The organism is Acinetobacter sp. NIPH 2699 (assembly GCF_022549355.1).
Classification (GTDB): domain Bacteria; phylum Pseudomonadota; class Gammaproteobacteria; order Pseudomonadales; family Moraxellaceae; genus Acinetobacter.
The window spans coordinates 18,297-35,849 of the sequence record NZ_JAKZGL010000007.1; the positions used below are offsets into that span (position 1 = coordinate 18,297).

18 protein-coding genes are annotated in these 17,553 nt (G+C 39.8%); 11 read left to right on the forward strand and 7 right to left on the reverse strand.

What is annotated here, in order from left to right; all coding sequences use genetic code 11:
• The 3 genes from sdhA to sdhC are packed head-to-tail and all read right to left on the reverse strand — an operon-like array spanning position 1 to position 2,672.
• Positions 1-1,893, reverse strand: a complete 1,893-nt coding sequence (gene sdhA, locus MMP72_RS08705; RefSeq protein WP_277606356.1) for a succinate dehydrogenase flavoprotein subunit — start codon at positions 1,891-1,893, stop codon at positions 1-3.
• A 12-nt stretch (positions 1,894-1,905) separates the two neighbouring features.
• On the reverse strand, positions 1,906-2,271 hold the full coding sequence (gene sdhD, locus MMP72_RS08710) for a succinate dehydrogenase, hydrophobic membrane anchor protein (protein ID WP_004652198.1): 366 nt from the start codon (positions 2,269-2,271) through the stop codon (positions 1,906-1,908).
• Positions 2,271-2,672, reverse strand: coding sequence for a succinate dehydrogenase, cytochrome b556 subunit (gene sdhC, locus MMP72_RS08715; RefSeq protein ID WP_241316425.1), 402 nt, complete (start codon positions 2,670-2,672; stop codon positions 2,271-2,273). Before sdhC ends, sdhD begins: the two co-directional genes overlap by 1 nt.
• A gap of 901 nt (positions 2,673-3,573) precedes the next feature.
• Between sdhC and gltA the strand changes: the two genes are divergently transcribed.
• Positions 3,574-4,848, forward strand: a complete 1,275-nt coding sequence (gene gltA, locus MMP72_RS08720; protein WP_241316426.1) for a citrate synthase — start codon at positions 3,574-3,576, stop codon at positions 4,846-4,848.
• 75 nt (positions 4,849-4,923) lie between these two features.
• Here gltA and MMP72_RS08725 read toward each other — a convergent pair whose 3' ends face one another.
• On the reverse strand, positions 4,924-5,412 hold the full coding sequence (locus MMP72_RS08725; protein ID WP_241316430.1) for a DUF1289 domain-containing protein: 489 nt from the start codon (positions 5,410-5,412) through the stop codon (positions 4,924-4,926).
• A 110-nt stretch (positions 5,413-5,522) separates the two neighbouring features.
• On the opposite strand from MMP72_RS08725, the gene MMP72_RS08730 reads away from it, so the two are divergent.
• From MMP72_RS08730 to tmpT, 3 genes are all read left to right on the forward strand, one after another.
• Entirely contained in the window at positions 5,523-6,455 is a 933-nt protein-coding gene (locus tag MMP72_RS08730; RefSeq protein ID WP_241316432.1) for a rhodanese-related sulfurtransferase, read from the forward strand.
• 143 nt (positions 6,456-6,598) lie between these two features.
• Positions 6,599-7,222, forward strand: coding sequence for a DedA family protein (locus MMP72_RS08735; RefSeq protein WP_241316434.1), 624 nt, complete (start codon positions 6,599-6,601; stop codon positions 7,220-7,222).
• Positions 7,223-7,239: 17 nt separating this feature from the next.
• Complete coding sequence (gene tmpT / locus MMP72_RS08740; protein WP_241316436.1) at positions 7,240-7,884, forward strand: thiopurine S-methyltransferase; 645 nt, start codon at positions 7,240-7,242, stop codon at positions 7,882-7,884.
• Positions 7,885-7,957: 73 nt separating this feature from the next.
• On the opposite strand, the gene MMP72_RS08745 is transcribed toward tmpT, so the two are convergent.
• On the reverse strand, positions 7,958-8,842 hold the full coding sequence (locus MMP72_RS08745) for a LysR family transcriptional regulator (RefSeq protein ID WP_241316438.1): 885 nt from the start codon (positions 8,840-8,842) through the stop codon (positions 7,958-7,960).
• Between the two features lie 148 nt (positions 8,843-8,990).
• Here MMP72_RS08745 and MMP72_RS08750 point away from each other — a divergent pair, with 148 nt between their 5' ends.
• Positions 8,991-9,551 carry a LysE family translocator gene (locus MMP72_RS08750; RefSeq protein WP_277606358.1) on the forward strand — a complete coding sequence of 187 codons (561 nt, stop codon included), beginning with the start codon at positions 8,991-8,993 and terminating at the stop codon, positions 9,549-9,551.
• A 149-nt stretch (positions 9,552-9,700) separates the two neighbouring features.
• Here MMP72_RS08750 and MMP72_RS08755 read toward each other — a convergent pair whose 3' ends face one another.
• Complete coding sequence (locus MMP72_RS08755; protein ID WP_241316442.1) at positions 9,701-10,225, reverse strand: YecA family protein; 525 nt, start codon at positions 10,223-10,225, stop codon at positions 9,701-9,703.
• 71 nt (positions 10,226-10,296) lie between these two features.
• Positions 10,297-10,524: a hypothetical protein gene (locus tag MMP72_RS08760; protein WP_277602761.1), complete on the reverse strand. Its 228-nt coding sequence runs from the start codon at positions 10,522-10,524 to the stop codon at positions 10,297-10,299.
• A 325-nt stretch (positions 10,525-10,849) separates the two neighbouring features.
• Between MMP72_RS08760 and rpoD the strand changes: the two genes are divergently transcribed.
• The 6 genes from rpoD to MMP72_RS08790 all read left to right on the forward strand — a co-directional run bounded on the left by rpoD (position 10,850) and on the right by MMP72_RS08790 (position 17,482).
• Positions 10,850-12,727 (forward strand): RNA polymerase sigma factor RpoD, encoded by a 1,878-nt coding sequence (gene rpoD / locus MMP72_RS08765; protein ID WP_241316444.1) that lies wholly within the window; start codon positions 10,850-10,852, stop codon positions 12,725-12,727.
• A 139-nt stretch (positions 12,728-12,866) separates the two neighbouring features.
• On the forward strand, positions 12,867-13,154 hold the full coding sequence (locus tag MMP72_RS08770) for a DUF493 domain-containing protein (RefSeq protein WP_061523626.1): 288 nt from the start codon (positions 12,867-12,869) through the stop codon (positions 13,152-13,154).
• Positions 13,155-13,325: 171 nt separating this feature from the next.
• Entirely contained in the window at positions 13,326-13,979 is a 654-nt protein-coding gene (gene lipB, locus MMP72_RS08775) for a lipoyl(octanoyl) transferase LipB (RefSeq protein WP_241316447.1), read from the forward strand.
• A 135-nt stretch (positions 13,980-14,114) separates the two neighbouring features.
• Positions 14,115-14,594, forward strand: coding sequence for a hypothetical protein (locus MMP72_RS08780; protein WP_277606359.1), 480 nt, complete (start codon positions 14,115-14,117; stop codon positions 14,592-14,594).
• Position 14,595: 1 nt separating this feature from the next.
• The gene (locus MMP72_RS08785) at positions 14,596-15,780 is read left to right on the forward strand and encodes an iron-containing alcohol dehydrogenase (protein ID WP_241316451.1); all 1,185 of its coding nucleotides are present in this window, start codon (positions 14,596-14,598) and stop codon (positions 15,778-15,780) included.
• 313 nt (positions 15,781-16,093) lie between these two features.
• Positions 16,094-17,482, forward strand: a complete 1,389-nt coding sequence (locus tag MMP72_RS08790) for an APC family permease (protein ID WP_241316453.1) — start codon at positions 16,094-16,096, stop codon at positions 17,480-17,482.
• Positions 17,483-17,553: the final 71 nt, after the last annotated feature.

Genomic DNA, 17,553 nt, shown 5'->3' on the forward strand with positions numbered 1-17,553 from the left:
TTAGAATGTACGTGGTTTAGGTTCAATTGCTTCAACCGTTAATGGCGTGAAACGTACTGGCTTGTACTCAAGACGGTTGTCTGCTGAATACCATAAAGTATGCTTCATCCACTCATCATCACGGCGACCATAAGAATAAGTCGGGTGATCAGGTGCCAACTCATAGTCAACAACGGTATGCGCACCACGACACTCTTTACGTGCAGCAGCAGAAATCAAAGTCGCCTTCGCAACTTCATATAAATTTTCAACTTCTAATGCTTCAACACGCGCTGTGTTAAATACTTTAGATTTGTCTTTTAAATGAATATTGCGGACACGTGATTCAATCGCAAGAATTTCTTTCACACCTTTGTCAAGCAAGGCTTGAGTACGGAATACACCAGCATGATCTTGTACAATGTCACGGATCACATCAGCAACTTCTTGTGCATTTTCACCTGTTGCTGAATCATCCAGTTTACGTATACGTTCCAATGTATTGACCAATACATCTGTTGGAAGCGGAGCATAATCATCGCCATGATGTTTAGTCACATAATCAATGATATGTTCACCCGCTGCTTTACCAAATACCACAAGGTCAAGCAATGAGTTGGTACCTAAACGGTTTGCACCATGTACAGATACACAAGAACATTCGCCAATTGCATAGAAACCTTTAACAGGTTTTACATAATCGCGTGTACCTTTATAGGTATACTCTTTAGAATCCTTGTCATAATGTGCAGAGAATTCACCCTCTTCCACACCATGCGGCACAACAACCTGACCATGAATATTGGTTGGAATACCACCCATTTGATAATGGATCGTTGGTACAACAGGAATTGGCTCTTTAGTACAGTCAACGTTTGCGAATTTCTTACCAATCTCAAATACAGATGGAAGACGTTTCATAATCGTTTCAGCACCCAAGTGAGTCATATCTAATAAGATATAATCCGCTTTAGGACCACAACCACGACCTTCTTTAATTTCTTGGTCCATTGAGCGTGATACGAAGTCACGTGGCGCCAAGTCTTTTAAAGTTGGTGCATAACGCTCCATGAAAGGTTCGCCGTCTTTGTTACGAAGGATACCACCTTCACCACGACAACCTTCGGTCAACAATACGCCTGCGCCCGCAACACCTGTTGGGTGGAACTGCCAGAATTCCATATCTTGTAATGGAATACCCGCACGAGCTGCCATACCAAGACCATCACCGGTGTTGATATAGGCATTGGTTGATGCACGATACACACGACCTGCACCACCTGTCGCAAATAAAGTCGCTTTTGCTTGGAATACAGCGATATTACCCGTTTCTTGGTCAATTGCTGTCACACCAAGTACATCACCTGCTTCATTGCGGATCAAATCAAGTGCAATCCATTCAACAAAGAACTGAGTACCCATTTTTACGTTGCTTTGATACAAGGTATGAAGCAATGCATGTCCCGTACGGTCAGCAGCAGCACAAGCACGTGGCACAGCTTTTTCACCGTAGTTTGCAGAGTGACCACCAAATGGACGCTGATAGATCGTACCATCTTCGTTACGGTCAAAAGGCATACCTAAGTGTTCAAGCTCATAAACAACTTTTGGTGCTTCACGGGTCATAAACTCGATTGCGTCCTGATCACCTAACCAGTCAGAACCTTTAACCGTGTCATAAAAGTGATAATGCCAGTTATCTTCCTGCATATTACCTAACGACGCACCAATACCACCTTGAGCGGCAACCGTATGCGAACGTGTTGGGAATACTTTGGTTAATACAGCAACTTTTAGACCAGCTTGAGCAAGTTGGTAAGCAGCACGCATACCAGAACCACCACCACCAACGATTACAGCGTCAAATGATAAGGTTTGGATGTTTGAATAATTTTCTTTAGGGGTAGTTGCCATGATCTCTTCCTATCAATTTGCCCAGAAAATCTGGATACCCCAGATTGCGTACACGAATACTGAAATAATCACAGCAGAAGTGAGTACAAGGCGTAAACCTGAAGCTGAAGGACCCATTTGACGAGTCGTTACATAATCAGTAAAGACTTGCCACATACCAATCCAAGCGTGTGCAACGAGTGATAACACTGCTAATAAAGAAAAAATCTTCATTGGCAAAGTCAACATAAAGCCCGCCCACTGTTCATAACCGAATCCGCTATTGCAAAGGATCCAACCAAACAGAACAACAGTGTAAGCAGCCAACACCACAGCACTAACACGCTGGATGTACCAATCGCGAGAACCTGAACCTGTTAAACCTGTAGCACTTTTCATCAGAACATAATCCATACGAAGGCTGCGACAATACCAATCGCAGACAAGATCAATGAAACTGTAGCTGCAATACGACCACTTTGTAATTCTTCAGCAAAACCGACGTCAGCAAGCAAATGCTTGATGCCTGCGATAAAGTGGAAAATTAAGCCGGCTACAAATACCCATACGATAAAACGTACACAGATATTTCCGAAAACGACATTTTTAACGTAATCAAATCCTTCTGGTGAAGATAAAGATTTATCCAAAATCCACAAAAGAACTGCGACGAGTAAGAAAACGATTACACCTGATAGACGGTGTAGAATTGATGCAATAGCCACGGGTGAGCGTAAATTTACCGCTAACACTTGACCCATGGACAAATTGACAGGTCTGTTGCTTTTCACAGCGGGCATCCTGTAGGTAGAAACTCCAACTGGAGTTTGTTTGAATTAATTCAAAGGAAAGCTGGCATTGTCAGGCAAGAACAGCACATGCCTAACCTATATATAACGACACCGAATTATAAGACGTGAAATATCAAAATACAAACAATCAGATTTCTCTTTAGTCTAAAAACACATTAAATAAGAATCATTCATGAATAGAACAGCAATAACAACGGTGAAACACCAAATAGAAACAAGATATCCACATGTTTTTAAAGGATAAAAATAAGGAGAGATTATTTATAAATATTTTTCACTTTCATTGATTTTTTCTTATTTTTTTCATAAAAAATACACTTTTTTAGCGTAAATCCAGTGCAAATCATTCAGTTATAAATATTGTCGAAAATGATACCCCCCATTTATATATTAAATATGAATAATCAATAATCTATTCATCACGTTCTCATTAAAAAAGAAATGCGGTTTTTTTATACAATCAAGCGCACCACAATGAATCAATTATTCCACAACAAATACACTTTTTAATCAATTTTTGAATCACTATTCAATTCTAAACCTTGAGATATATAGCGTTTCGAACACTTCTAAGTCCTTATTTTATAAGCACCAAAATATCACCGAAATAAAAATTTACTTACAATTGTACTGATGCTTCATTTTTTTTATGCACCTGAAACATGATTTGACATATTATACTCGACCGGTGCTGTGATTTTACTCAGTTTTTCCTTTGATACTGAATGACTCATTGACTATAGCAACGTCATTTTTTATCCCTAAGTATAATTGACAAAATTTTAGTAGCCACTAATCTTATAGCAAATTTTGACACCGTCTGATTCGCACATGACAAGATTAGGATTTCGAGTCAGATAATCATTCACCAGGACAGGAGATCTATTGAATGTCTGCAGCAACTGGCAAAAAAGCCGTATTACAGCTTGATGGCAAAGAAATTGAATTACCAATTTACAGCGGCACATTGGGCCCAGATGTAATTGACGTTAAAGATGTATTGGCATCTGGTCACTTTACTTTCGATCCTGGTTTTATGGCGACAGCTGCTTGCGAATCTAAGATCACATTCATTGATGGTGACAAAGGTGTGTTATTACACCGTGGCTATCCAATTGATCAATTAGCGACTCAAGCAGACTACTTAGAAACTTGCTACTTATTGTTAAATGGTGAGCTTCCAACTGCTGAACAAAAAGCAGAATTTGACGCTAAAGTGCGCAATCACACCATGGTTCACGATCAAGTTAGCCGTTTCTTTAATGGTTTCCGTCGTGACGCTCACCCTATGGCGATCATGGTTGGTGTTGTTGGTGCTTTATCAGCGTTCTATCACAACGCTTTCGATATTGAAGATGTTAACCATCGCGAAATTACAGCAATTCGTTTAATTGCAAAAATCCCAACACTTGCCGCTTGGAGCTACAAGTACACAGTCGGTCAACCATTCATTTACCCACGTAATGATCTAGATTATGCAGAAAACTTCTTGCATATGATGTTTGCAACACCTGCTGACCGTGATTACAAAGTAAATCCTGTACTTGCGAAAGCAATGGATCGTATTTTTACGCTTCATGCTGACCATGAGCAAAATGCGTCTACATCGACTGTACGTCTTGCTGGTTCAACAGGTGCAAACCCATATGCATGTATCTCTTCTGGGATTTCTGCACTGTGGGGACCTGCTCACGGCGGTGCAAACGAAGCTGTACTTAAAATGCTAGATGAAATTGGTAGCGTAGAAAACGTTGCTGAATTCATGGAAAAAGTAAAGCGTAAAGAAGTTAAACTCATGGGCTTCGGTCACCGTGTTTACAAAAACTTCGATCCACGTGCAAAAGTCATGAAAGAAACATGTGACGAAGTGCTTGAAGCTTTAGGTATTGATGATCCGCAACTTGCGCTTGCAATGGAACTTGAGAAAATTGCATTGTCTGATGAATACTTCATCAAGCGTAATTTATATCCAAACGTAGATTTCTACTCAGGTATCATCCTTAAAGCAATTGGTATCCCAACCAGCATGTTTACAGTAATCTTTGCACTTGCACGTACTGTAGGCTGGATCAGCCACTGGTTAGAAATGCATTCTGCGCCATACAAAATCGGTCGCCCTCGTCAGCTTTATACTGGTGAAACTAGACGCGATATCAACCGTTAATTTTAAAACTAAAATTAATGTTTGTTTAAAAAGCTGCCAAATGGCAGCTTTTTAAATTCATAAAGCATCAAGGTATTAATCTTCATCATCTAATAAACGCATTAAGTTATAACTAATACCATCTGCACGTAACCATGCCAGTTCATAACTCGCCTTCGCCAAAGCCAATACACGACGTTCAAACTCTTCCCAGATCGGTTTCACTTGCTGATCAACCACACCTAAACCACTATCATGAGCAAGCTGTTTATTTTTTTCACAAAGCTTAAGTGCATGATAAAGTTTACGGCCAGTGCTCGCACTGTCCAGTATGCGGATATGCCGACTATGGATAAAACCCTCAACATGCTGAAGATTTGCATTTGGCAACAAAGGCACCAAGATTTGGTCTAGCTGCGCATCTAAGCGCCGCCACACCGCCAGTCTTTGTTCTGGGCTATAAGTATTCCATTGAATGACTTCATGATTAAAACGGCGACAGCCACGACAAACCAGATCACCAAATACCGTTGAACAACGCCCTGCACATGGGGTCAATGATGGAATTCGACGATCACTACTCAAAACCAACTCCTATAAAACCATATCAATTTTATGGTTTTCTCGCTTATTTTCAGATTTCGCGCTAAAATGTGCGCCTTAATTTTCCTATCTTAATACATTTGGAGTTATCCATGAACGCTACTGTAGAACAGCTTGCACCTGTAGAACAGCAAGCGACCACAAATTGGGTTGTTGCAGCACTATATCAATTTAAAGAAGTTTCAGATGCAGCCGACCTGCAACAACGTCTTTTAGACTTAGTGAATCGTATCAATTTGTGTGGAACTCTGATTGTAGCGTCAGAAGGAATTAATGGTACAGTTGCTGGTGATCGTGCGGCAATTGACACAATTTATCGTTTTTTACTTGATGAAGGTTTTACCGCAATGGAATACAAAGAGTCTCATAGCTCTGATAAGCCATTCCGTAAGATGAAAATTAAACTAAAAAAAGAAATTGTGACTCTAGGTGTAGAAGTTAAACCACGCGATTTAGTGGGTCACTACCTTGATCCCAAAGAGTGGAATGAACTGATTGCGCGTGATGATGTGATTTTAATTGATACACGTAATGATTATGAATATAAAGCTGGGACATTCAAGAATGCAATTGACCCAAAAACTGAAAGCTTCCGTGAGTTTCCAGATTACGTAAAACAGAATCTTGAGCAACATAAAGACAAAAAAATTGCGATGTTCTGTACAGGTGGTATTCGCTGTGAAAAATCAACCTCCCTACTCTTACAAGAAGGTTTTAACGAGGTTTATCATCTTAAAGGTGGTATTTTAAAATACCTCGAAGAAACGCCTGCTGAAGAAAGCCTATGGGAAGGTGAATGCTTTGTCTTTGATGGCCGTACCGCAGTGACTCACGGTGTTGAAGAAGGCGAAAATATCAAATGTCATGCTTGTGGCTGGCCGCTCACCCAAGCCGAATCAGAGTTACCAAGCTATGAACATGGTGTTTCTTGTATTTACTGTATTGATAAAACAACGGACAAGCAAAAAGCCGGCTTCCGTATGCGTCAATCACAAATTACCGCAGCAAAACGCAAACGCTTGTAAGCGTCTCGTATAGAGCGAAATTTTAAAAGCCTTAGTTCAACTAAGGCTTTTTGCTAAATAAAACCTGTTAACCAATACCTCATTGAGCATTCAGCTAATGGCCATTATTCTGCTTTAAATTCATAAACAACATTCAAGGCACTATGGGACTAGAAGATTGGATCTTATCTATTATGGAGAAACTAGGTTATCTAGGCATCGCATTTCTTATGTTTCTCGATAATGTTTTTCCACCGATTCCATCCGAAATTATTATGCCTTCCGCAGGTTATACTGCTTCAAAAGGTGACCTTAGACTGATCGGTGTGATTATCGCAGGCAGTATAGGCTCACTTTTGGCCGCAATGCTGCTGTATTGGATTGGTCGAAAAATCCCACAGCAACACTTATTCCATATTATAGAGCGTTATGGGAAATATTTAAGAATAAACACAACCGACTTAGAAAAATCCTTAACTTGGTTTGAAAAATACGGGCATCGGGTTGTTTTTTTCGGTCGAATGATTCCTGCAGTCCGCTCCCTCATTAGTATTCCTGCTGGTATCAGCAAAATGCCTTTTAACAAATTTATGACTTACAGCGCTGCTGGAACAGTGATCTGGACAAGTTTTCTTGCCTGTCTAGGTTATTATTTTAGTGAAAATCAAGCATTGATGAGCATGATCATACAACGTGTTGGTTATATTATTTTGACCATTGTTCTCCTTTATATTTTCTGGCGATTCGCAAAGAAACGTTATTCATCAAACAAGATAGATTCTAAATAAATATTGAGGTTTCAAAAATGCAACATGATTTTTGGCATAACAAATGGCAAACCAATAGCATCGGTTTTCATCAAAACCAGCCTCACACATTACTAACAGAATATTTGGCAAGCCTAAATCTAACTAAAAATGCACGAGTTTTTGTTCCACTTTGCGGCAAAAGTCTAGATATAAGCTGGCTGATCGAGCAAGGCTATCATGTGATCGGAATTGATCTGAGTCCAATTGCGATTCAAGATTTGATTTTAGACCTAGGGCTTACTTTTCAAGAAGCCCAAATAGATCATTTAACTCATTATCAGCATGCTCAAATTGAACTGTTTGTCGGAGATTTCTTTGAGTTAACAACAGAGCAAATCGGTAAGATTGATGCAGTTTATGATCGAGCAGCACTCATTGCATTACCCGAAAAAATGCGCACACAATATACCCAGCATCTACTTAACATTAGCCACCAAGCACCACAATTACTCATCAGCCTAGAATACGATCAAAGCTTATTTGCAGGACCACCCTTTTTTGTTCCTGAATACGAGTTAATTCAACACTATGGAGCAAATTACGATATTAAATTATTAGCATCGAATACAGAAAACCTAAAAGGTAAACTCACAGCCTATGAACATGCTTGGTATCTAAGCAAACGTTCAATGACTGATTAAACGTTTATTTTAAGCATATTTAGGCGCTGATATATCTACTAACAGATCAAGGCTTTTGATCTATCTTGCATAATCACGTTGTTTGGGTTGATTTAAACCAGAACTGGCTCGCTTGCATCTCTGCTCTTAACCAATCCCGAAACAATAATTTACGCAAATCATCCTCAAACGGCTGAGCCGATAATAAGAAATACGATGAGCCATCCTGATACACTGGACTAAGCAGCTCCAGCATTTGATATTTCATTTCTCTTTCAACCATATATGCGGACACGACAGTCGCCCCTAACCCAGCCAAACAGGCTTCAATACATAAATAAAAATGCTCAAGGGAAGATTTGTTTAACTCCTTAAATCGCCCTTTGTGAATCTCTTTAAATTGTTGCCATAGCTTTGCTCTTGATGCTGAAATAAATACCTGTGTTGCAGGTTGCAGATTATTCTTTGAGGCCACACAAAGCATATTTTCATCGGCTATTTTTTCACTATAGACTGTTTCACCCCAATCAAAATCATTACGCCTTAGCGCTAAATCTATATTTTGTTCCTTAAAGTTTACCACCCCACCTCCCGTTAACAAGTTGACCTCCAAGTCAGGGTAGAGCTGTTTAAATTGTACCAACCGTGGAATTAACCACTTCATTGCAAGAGTTGGCTCACACGAAAGAACTAAATTATTTTGTGCTTTGGTTTTATCTTGCAACTGTACCAAACACTGATCAATGTGCTGAAAAACTTGCTGACAGCAATCAAATAAGACTTCGCCTTCGCGTGTTAAGCGTAACTTTCTAGCCTCACGAACAAACAAGCTAAACCCCAACGAGTCTTCTAGATTCTTAAGCTGCTTACTGACCGCTCCTTGAGTCACAAATAACTTTTCTGCAGCAATGGTCATACTTTCATAACGCGCCACATAATAAAAAAACTTAAGTGAATTCAAAGACAATCTTTCTATCATTCCAAAAACTCATGTATCAACAAGAATTAATTTCGATTTTAAATATAACAAATATATGAAAAATATAAAGATACTTAAAACCAATATTTTCAGGAATAGATGAGTGAATGAAATAATCGCAGTAACAATCGTTACAATACTGGCGGTCATGAGTCCCGGTGCAGACTTTGCCTTAGTCACTCGAAATAGTTATCTCTATGGTCGAAAATTAGGGCTCTGGACAGCCTATGGAATTGCTGCTGGCGTTTGGGTGCATATCAGTTACAGTTTGATCGGTTTAAAGTTTCTGCAACAGCAACTTCCAAGCTTAATTTATATTATTCAATATATTGGCGCAGCTTATTTAATTTATATGGGCTACAAGACATTTACGCAACCTCCAATTATTTTGAATGAAAACAGCTCAGATATCACAAACAGGCAAGCATTCAAACACGGTTTTTTAACCAATAGTTTAAATCCCAAAACCACATTATTTGTGATGAGTGTCTTCTCACAGATAATGACATCAGAGAACAAGATAAACAAACTTTTAGCTTATGGTGTTTTTATCTCAACAAGCCATCTATTCTGGTTCTGTTTAATTACTTTTTTTTGTTCTACACCAACGATTAGAAATAAAATTTTCGCCAAACAAATGACCATCAATCGCATAATTGGCATTGTGCTCAGTGCTTTAGGCCTAAGCTTATTCTTTGCAAATTTGTAGTGTCCGAAATGGACAAGCAAGCTCAGTCATCACACTCTTTTTAATTTTATTCATAAAAAATAGGTATAAAAAACGTCCTCGAGGGACGTTTTAATATGTAACTTGCTAGAGATACATGAGCCACGATTGTAGCGGCACAAGATGTCTCATCACGCTGGCGTATGATACATCAGGTAAATTTCATTCAAATTATCTGGGATTTCTTCAGCTAATTCGTCCATCAACTGACCATTACGGCGGAAAGATTCCATTTGTGGATCTTCTTCATCAATGCCACTAAACACCATAATCGGTAAAGTTAAGTCAATTAACTGTTCTTCAAACTCAGGTACAAACCAAGCATCTTCATTTAAGAACATCGCATCAACAAAACCAACGCTCCAATCACCCAAGCTCGATTCTACATCTGCTTCTTCGATTTCAAATGGAAATTCGATTCCATCTTCATTGGCTAAATTTTGGCGAAGAGCCTCTAACCAAAGTTTGATTTGCTCAATCACTTCATTCGGAACTTTCTTTTGATTGCTATCAAATAGCTCATCCAACCAACGATCAAATTTTGGGCCGACTGCAATCGCACACAAAAAGCCATGAGTCGCAGCGAAATCTAGACCGTATTCGTTTTGATCACCGTCAAGATAATTACTCAATAAGTCTAAATCTAACGTGCTCATTCTCTATCCAATTCTAAAAATACATCTTCAACAGCATAACATTTTAGGACATAAAGTCTCAGCAATTTTGCTTAGTCTTCGTCATCGAGGTCATCGTCGTCGAAATCATAGTCAAAATCTTTTAATTCTCGTTCTAAACGGCGCTGAGCCAGTAGATCATCAATTAAACGGCGCTTTTCTAATGATTCTTTAGCGGTGAGTTTACTTGACGACTCATCAAAACCAGCATCGTCCTCACCGTAGTTATCATCATCTAATTCAAAATCTGTAGAAGACACTAACACTACCTCGTAATGCAAAAATATAAATGGGTCTAGCCGCTATTTATCTTTCTTAGATTTCCCTGTCAAGTTTTATTTGATTTTTTCGCTATAAAATGGTGTTTTGTACTTTTTTTCGGCAGTTTTTTTGTGTATTTATAGTCTAAGGACATGACCAATAAAAAACGCTTTTAGGAATTTAAGTCTTGAAAAATTATTGCTTAACCCCATATTCAACACACGACCTTAAAATCAAACATATTTTTTATTTAAAGCAAACGGATCAAATCCAAAACATTCCTAGTGAATTGTGCTATCATGCACGGTTTTTCACCGCCACAGATTCAACAAAGAGTAAGCAAAGATGAGCGATATGCATTCCCCTACTTCACAAGTAGCGGCTCTGATTAGCCGAGGCAAAGAACAAGGTTACTTAACTTACGCTGAGGTTAACGATCATCTCCCAGACTCAATTACGGAAAGTGAGCAGATTGAAGACATTATTCAAATGCTTCAAGATGTCGGTATTCCTGTGCATGAACGTGCGCCTGAAACTGATGACACCATGTTTGGTGAATCTACCGAAACAACGGATGAAGTTGCTGAAGAAGAAGCTGCTGCCGTATTAGCATCGGTTGAAAGCGAACCAGGTCGTACCACTGACCCTGTACGTATGTATATGCGTGAAATGGGGACAGTTGAACTTCTGACCCGTGAAGGCGAGATTAGTATTGCAAAACGGATCGAAGAAGGTATCCGTGATGTTTTACACTCTATCGCATACTGGCCAAATGCAGTCGAAGTGGTATTACAAGAATATAATGATTATGTAACGGGTGAACGTCGTCTTGCCGATATTCTGTCTGGTTATTTAGATCCTGAATCTGACGAAGAAATTCCTGAAGTCATTGAAGAAGCTGAGCTTGTAGAAGAAGCTGATTCTGTAAAAACAACTAAAGACGTTAAACTAGACGATGATGACGAAGAAGAATCAGAAAGCGATGATGATTCTGAAGCAGACTCAGGTCCAGATCCTGAAATTGCTAAAGCTCGTTTCACTGAATTAGAAAGAGCTTGGAACGAAACAAAGACGGTTATTGCCGAGCATGGTCGCAATAGCGAAGAAGCAAAAGTTGCACTTGAGTCATTAGCGACTGTCTTTATGATGTTCAAATTTACGCCGCGTCTATTCGACATCATTTCTGAAATGATTCGTGGTACACATGATCAAATCCGTACCAACGAACGTGAAATCATGCGTTATGCAGTACGTCGTGGTCGTATGGATCGTCACCAGTTCCGTACTTCGTTCCCTGAGCAAGAATCTAATCCAGCATGGTTAGATGAGCAAATCGCGAAGGCACCTGCTGAGATCAAAGGACACTTAGAAAAAGTTCGTCCGGATGTATTGGCTTTCCAACAAAAGATTGCTGATATTGAAAAAGAACTTGAGTTAAGCGTTAAAGATATCAAAGATATTTCTAAACGTATGGCTGTTGGTGAAGCGAAAGCTCGCCGTGCTAAAAAAGAAATGGTTGAAGCAAACTTACGTTTGGTGATTTCGATTGCGAAAAAATACACCAACCGTGGCTTGCAATTCCTCGATCTGATTCAAGAAGGTAACATCGGTCTAATGAAAGCCGTTGACAAGTTTGAATATCGTCGCGGTTATAAATTCTCGACCTATGCAACTTGGTGGATTCGTCAGGCGATCACACGTTCGATTGCGGATCAAGCACGTACCATTCGTATTCCAGTTCACATGATTGAAACCATCAACAAGATCAATCGTGTTTCTCGTCAACTTCTTCAGGAAATGGGTCGTGAACCTACGCCTGAAGAACTCGGCGAACGTTTGGAAATGGACGAAGTTAAAGTTCGTAAAGTACTCAAGATCGCAAAAGAACCGATTTCGATGGAAACACCGATCGGTGATGATGAAGATTCGCATCTTGGTGACTTCATTGAGGACTCAAACATCACTTCTCCAGTGGATGCTGCGACCTCAGAAGGCTTAAAAGAAGCGACGCGTGAAGTCCTTGAAAACTTAACTGAACGTGAAGCGAAAGTATTGAAAATGCGTTTTGGTATCGATATGCCAACCGATCATACTTTAGAAGAAGTGGGTAAACAGTTTGATGTAACACGTGAGCGTATTCGTCAAATTGAAGCGAAAGCTTTACGTAAACTTCGCCACCCGTCTCGCTCAGAACACTTACGTTCATTCTTGGAAAACGACTAATCTTTGGGAAATCTTGAGTAAGAGCAAAACACCGTTTGGCTGCTACTCAAGCCTTGAAGTTAGACACTTCATCCCCATTTATCTATTAGATCAAAAACGCCTGCGCTGATGCAGGCGTTTCAAATTAAAGAGGTTGCTCATGTTAGACCGCACTCCTTCTCGTGAATTGCAAGAACATCTTTGGGTTTTCCCGATGGACTATCCGATCAAATTGATTGGTAATGCAGGGGATGAACTTCGAGTGGCTGTTGTTGATATTTTGCAGAAGCACTTCCCTGAATTTGATGGTGACTCAGTCAAAGTTCAGCCATCACGTACTGGCAAATACCATTCTTTAACAGCGCAATTACGCTTTGAAGAATTGGAACAAGTTCATGCCTTATACGCAGATCTTGCAGCCTGTCCGTTAATTAAGACAGCGCTTTAATGAAGAAATCCAAAATACGGAAGTGTTTTGGATTTTTTCTTTTTAGTTAAAACAACCACAATAATCAAATGTTTTTACCTGATTTTTTGAAAGATCCCTGTTTATCTCATCTAAATAATTAGATAATGAATCTTGAGATAAAACTGCATGAATCAAAGGAAAAGTGCTGTAATGGACTTTGATAAGCCCGCATTAATCATTCGTTGCTTCAATGATCTACAAGACTACACAGATCGCTTTGAAGCCATGAAAAGCTTTACCGAGACTCGGGATGAAAATACTCCAGATGAAGTCTGGTTATTACAACACCAAGATGTACTGACTCAGGGCCAAGCGGGTAAAGCCGAACATATTCTAATGCAAAGTGATCTGCCGATTGTTCAGACTGATCGTGGTGGGCAAATCACATGGCATGGTCAAGGACAGCTCGTGGCTTATTTCCTATTTGACTTAAATCGGTTGAAATGGAATGTGCGCAGCTTAGTGAGTTTTACTGAACAAGCCATGATCGATATCCTTCAACAATACCAAATTCATGCTTATGCCAAGTCCGATGCCCCTGGCGTCTACGTCGATGAACGTAAAATTGGTTCACTTGGTTTTAAAATTCGCCGTGGTCGTAGTTATCATGGTTTATCACTCAATATTGATTGTAACCTCACTGGTTTCCAAACCATTAATCCTTGTGGATACGCGGGTTTAGAAATGGTACGCTTACAAGACTTGCTTAAGGATTATCCAAGCTTTGAGCAAGTCAGTCAGGATTTTATTTGTTATTTACAGAATACAGGTTTCTTTCGTGACCTCGCAGTCAAATCTGAATAAACTACTTTTCAATTTCAAAAAAATAAATTAGAGTAAATACTCTAAATTAGCTTTTGCATAATTTTAACAAGGGATACGCAAGTGATTTCAACCAAAGCAGTGAAGCCCACTTTGCAACTTGCCTACGTAAAACTCATGATGGACGTTGTCGGTCGTGGTTTAGTCATGGCAAGTCAAGTGGACGATGAAGTACGCGAGGAAGTTTCTAAGTTTCCTGTTGGTTTTATACTTTCAATGAATGTATTTCCCAATGGGCCTGCATTTGTTGCACGAGTAATTGAAGGGAAACAACTGGAACTTTTATCAAACTTTAAAGGTCAACCAAACTTAACCATTACGTTTAAACATTTAACCCATGCTTTCCTCGTGTTTTCTTTTCAGGAAAGTACAGCACAGGCATTTGCCAATGACCGCATGCTTGTCAATGGCGACGTTTCTTTTGCAATTCGTCTAGTACGTTGCCTCAATAAAATGGAAGCCCTGATCCTGCCAAAATTAGTTGCTTCGCTTGCAGTAAAACGCTATCCAATGGAATTGACCTTAAAAGAAAAATTCACGGGTGCAAAAAATATTTATATCAAAGTCGCAAAATCATATCTTAAACGGAGCGCATAACATGGCTAAGCCTTATTACGAATTTTTCTGTCCTGTAAAAGTAATTGCTGGTAACGCTGCGTTAGAGCACATCCCTTTTGAACTTGCGACCTTAGGTGCAAAACGCCCAATGATCATTACCGATAAAGGCGTACGTGCCAATGGTCTACTGAGTCCGATTGAAGCGGCTTTCAGCACTACAGATGCAGTGATTGGTGCGATCTTTGATGATGTTCCACCTGATTCAAGCTTGGAAGTGGTCCGTTTAGCTGCTGAACTTTATCGCAACCAAAACTGTGATGCGATTATTGCGATTGGCGGTGGCTCAGTGATTGATACTTCAAAGGCGACGAATATCCTCGTTTCTGAGGGGGGTGATGATCTATTACAATATTCAGGCGCGCATAACCTGCCAAAGCCATTAAAACCATTTTTCGTGATTCCAACCACATCGGGTACAGGTTCAGAAGTCACCATGGTTGCAGTGGTGTCTGATATTGAAAGAAATGTCAAAATTCCATTTACCTCTTACTATTTAATGCCTCATGCTGCGATTCTTGATCCACGTATGACCATGACTTTACCGCCGCATTTAACCGCAATGACCGCAATGGATGCCATGACCCATGCAGTTGAAGCCTATACCTGTTTAGCAGCAAATCCGATCAGTGATGCTTATGCCAGTGCAGCAGTTAAAAAAGTCAGTGAAAACCTGTTTAAAGTTTTAGACAATCCAAACGATGCACAAGGCCGTTTAGAATTGGCGCAGGCCTCAACCATGGCAGGTATTGCCTTCTCTAACTCAATGGTTGGCTTAGTCCATTCACTGGGTCATGCTTTAGGTGCTGTTGCTCATCTGCCTCATGGTCTTTGTATGAACCTGTTTTTGCCATACGTGCTTGAATACAACAAAGAAATCAATGGGCACAAAATTGGCGAATTATTACTGCCACTTGCAGGTGCAGATATTTATGCACAAACACCTGCCAACTTGCGCGCTGATAAAACAATTGCAACACTTTTGACCATGCGTGATCGTTTATTTAGCTTAACCAAGCTTCCACGCACCTTAAGTGAAACGGCTAAAATTACCGAAGCACAGTTAGATGAAGTCGCTGAAAAAGCCTTAAATGATGGCTCAATCATTTTTAATCCGAAAGAAACAAGTTTGAAAGATCTTCGTTCTATTTTACAAAAAGCTTGGTAATTCATTTAGTTAAATAAATAATTACTCCTTAGAGCCCTGATAATCATTCCTTGTATATAGCCCAAGCACACTCAACTAGGCTCGACAAGAAATGCTACTCAGGGCTTTTGTATTTTGTGAACCCATAATTCATCTACTTTTCTCCCCAATTGGCAAAAAAATTGCTAAAAAAGCATAAAAGGGCTGACAATTTATGCCAATTTAGGATAGATTGGCGCACTTCGCTTTTTTTTCTGTAGGGGGGATCATTTTCGTCTCAAATGATCCTTAAACCATAGCTGATCCTTGATCAACGATAACGAGGGTAACGCCGTTGACAAACATCTCTGGGACTCAATCAGCAGCTAAACTGCAAAAAACATTAGGTCTGTGGCACGTCATCATTATTGGTTTGGCATATATTCAACCAATGACGTTATTTGATACTTTCGGTCTGGTGTCGGAAGCAAGTAATCACCACGTCCCAACCTCATATATCTTCGCATTGGTTGCCATTTTGCTGACGTCGCTTAGCTATGGACATATGATCAGACGTTATCCATCGTCTGGTTCAGCGTATACCTATGCTCAAAAATCGATTCATCCCAACATCGGGTTTATGGTCGGCTGGTCTTCGTGGTTAGACTATCTACTCTCGCCCATGGTCAATATCATCCTTGCGGTGATTTACCTCACCGCACTTTTCCCAGATGTAAATCATTGGGTATGGGTGGTTGTACTGACTGCATTTATGACTGGCGTTAACTTACGTGGTGCGCGTTTCGTTGCAAACTTTAACAGTTGGATTGTATTGGTTCAGTTGATCGTTATCGGCACATTTAGCTATTTGGTATACAACAAATTACAAATGGGAATGAATGCGGATGGTCCTATCACGGCTGAAACGCGCTATCAACTGTGGAGTTTGGAACCTTTCTGGAATGAGCTCACTTCAGTCGGTGCATTAATTACTGGTGCAACCCTACTCTGTTTCTCATTTACAGGATTTGACTCATTAAGTTCTCTTGCTGAAGAAACCAAAGATACCGAGAAAACCTTACCTAAAGCGATTTTCTTAACCGCCCTACTTGCTGGCGTGATCTTCATTATCAGTACATATTTTATTCAGCTTTATTTCCCAAATAACCCAAGTAGTTATTTTAAAGATATTGCTGAAACACAACCAGAAATCTTAATGTTGGTTGGTGGCTCATTATTCCAAGCCTATGTATTAGCCTTTGCAATCATCACCGTGATGGCATCGGGTATTTCAGCACATGCAGGCGTTTCACGTCTCATGTATGTCATGGGTCGTGATGGCATTATCAATAAGAAAATCTTTGGTCATATCAGCCCAAAAAGCTTTACACCATCTTACAATATCTTAATTGTTGGTGCTGTCGCATTGACTGCGGGCTTCATGGATCTAGATATTGTCATTTCAATGATTAGCTTTGGTGCTTTAACCGCATTTACCTTTGTCAACCTATCGGTGATCTCACGTTATGCACTTCGAGATGGTCGCACCAAGACACTGAAAGAAATCATCAACTATGTGGTGATTCCATTATGTGGTTTTATCAGTATCTTTGCTTTATGGCTTGAGATTGAAGAGACAGCATTGAAATATGGTTTATGGTGGGCAATGTTTGGTGTGCTATACCTCGGTTATAAAACCAAGGGCTTTAAATATAACGCGCCACAACATAATGAACACGAATAATCATTTGTGATAAGTATGTGAAATAGACAAAAGGCGCCTGATGCGCCTTTTGTTTTATCCAAGAATAGCAA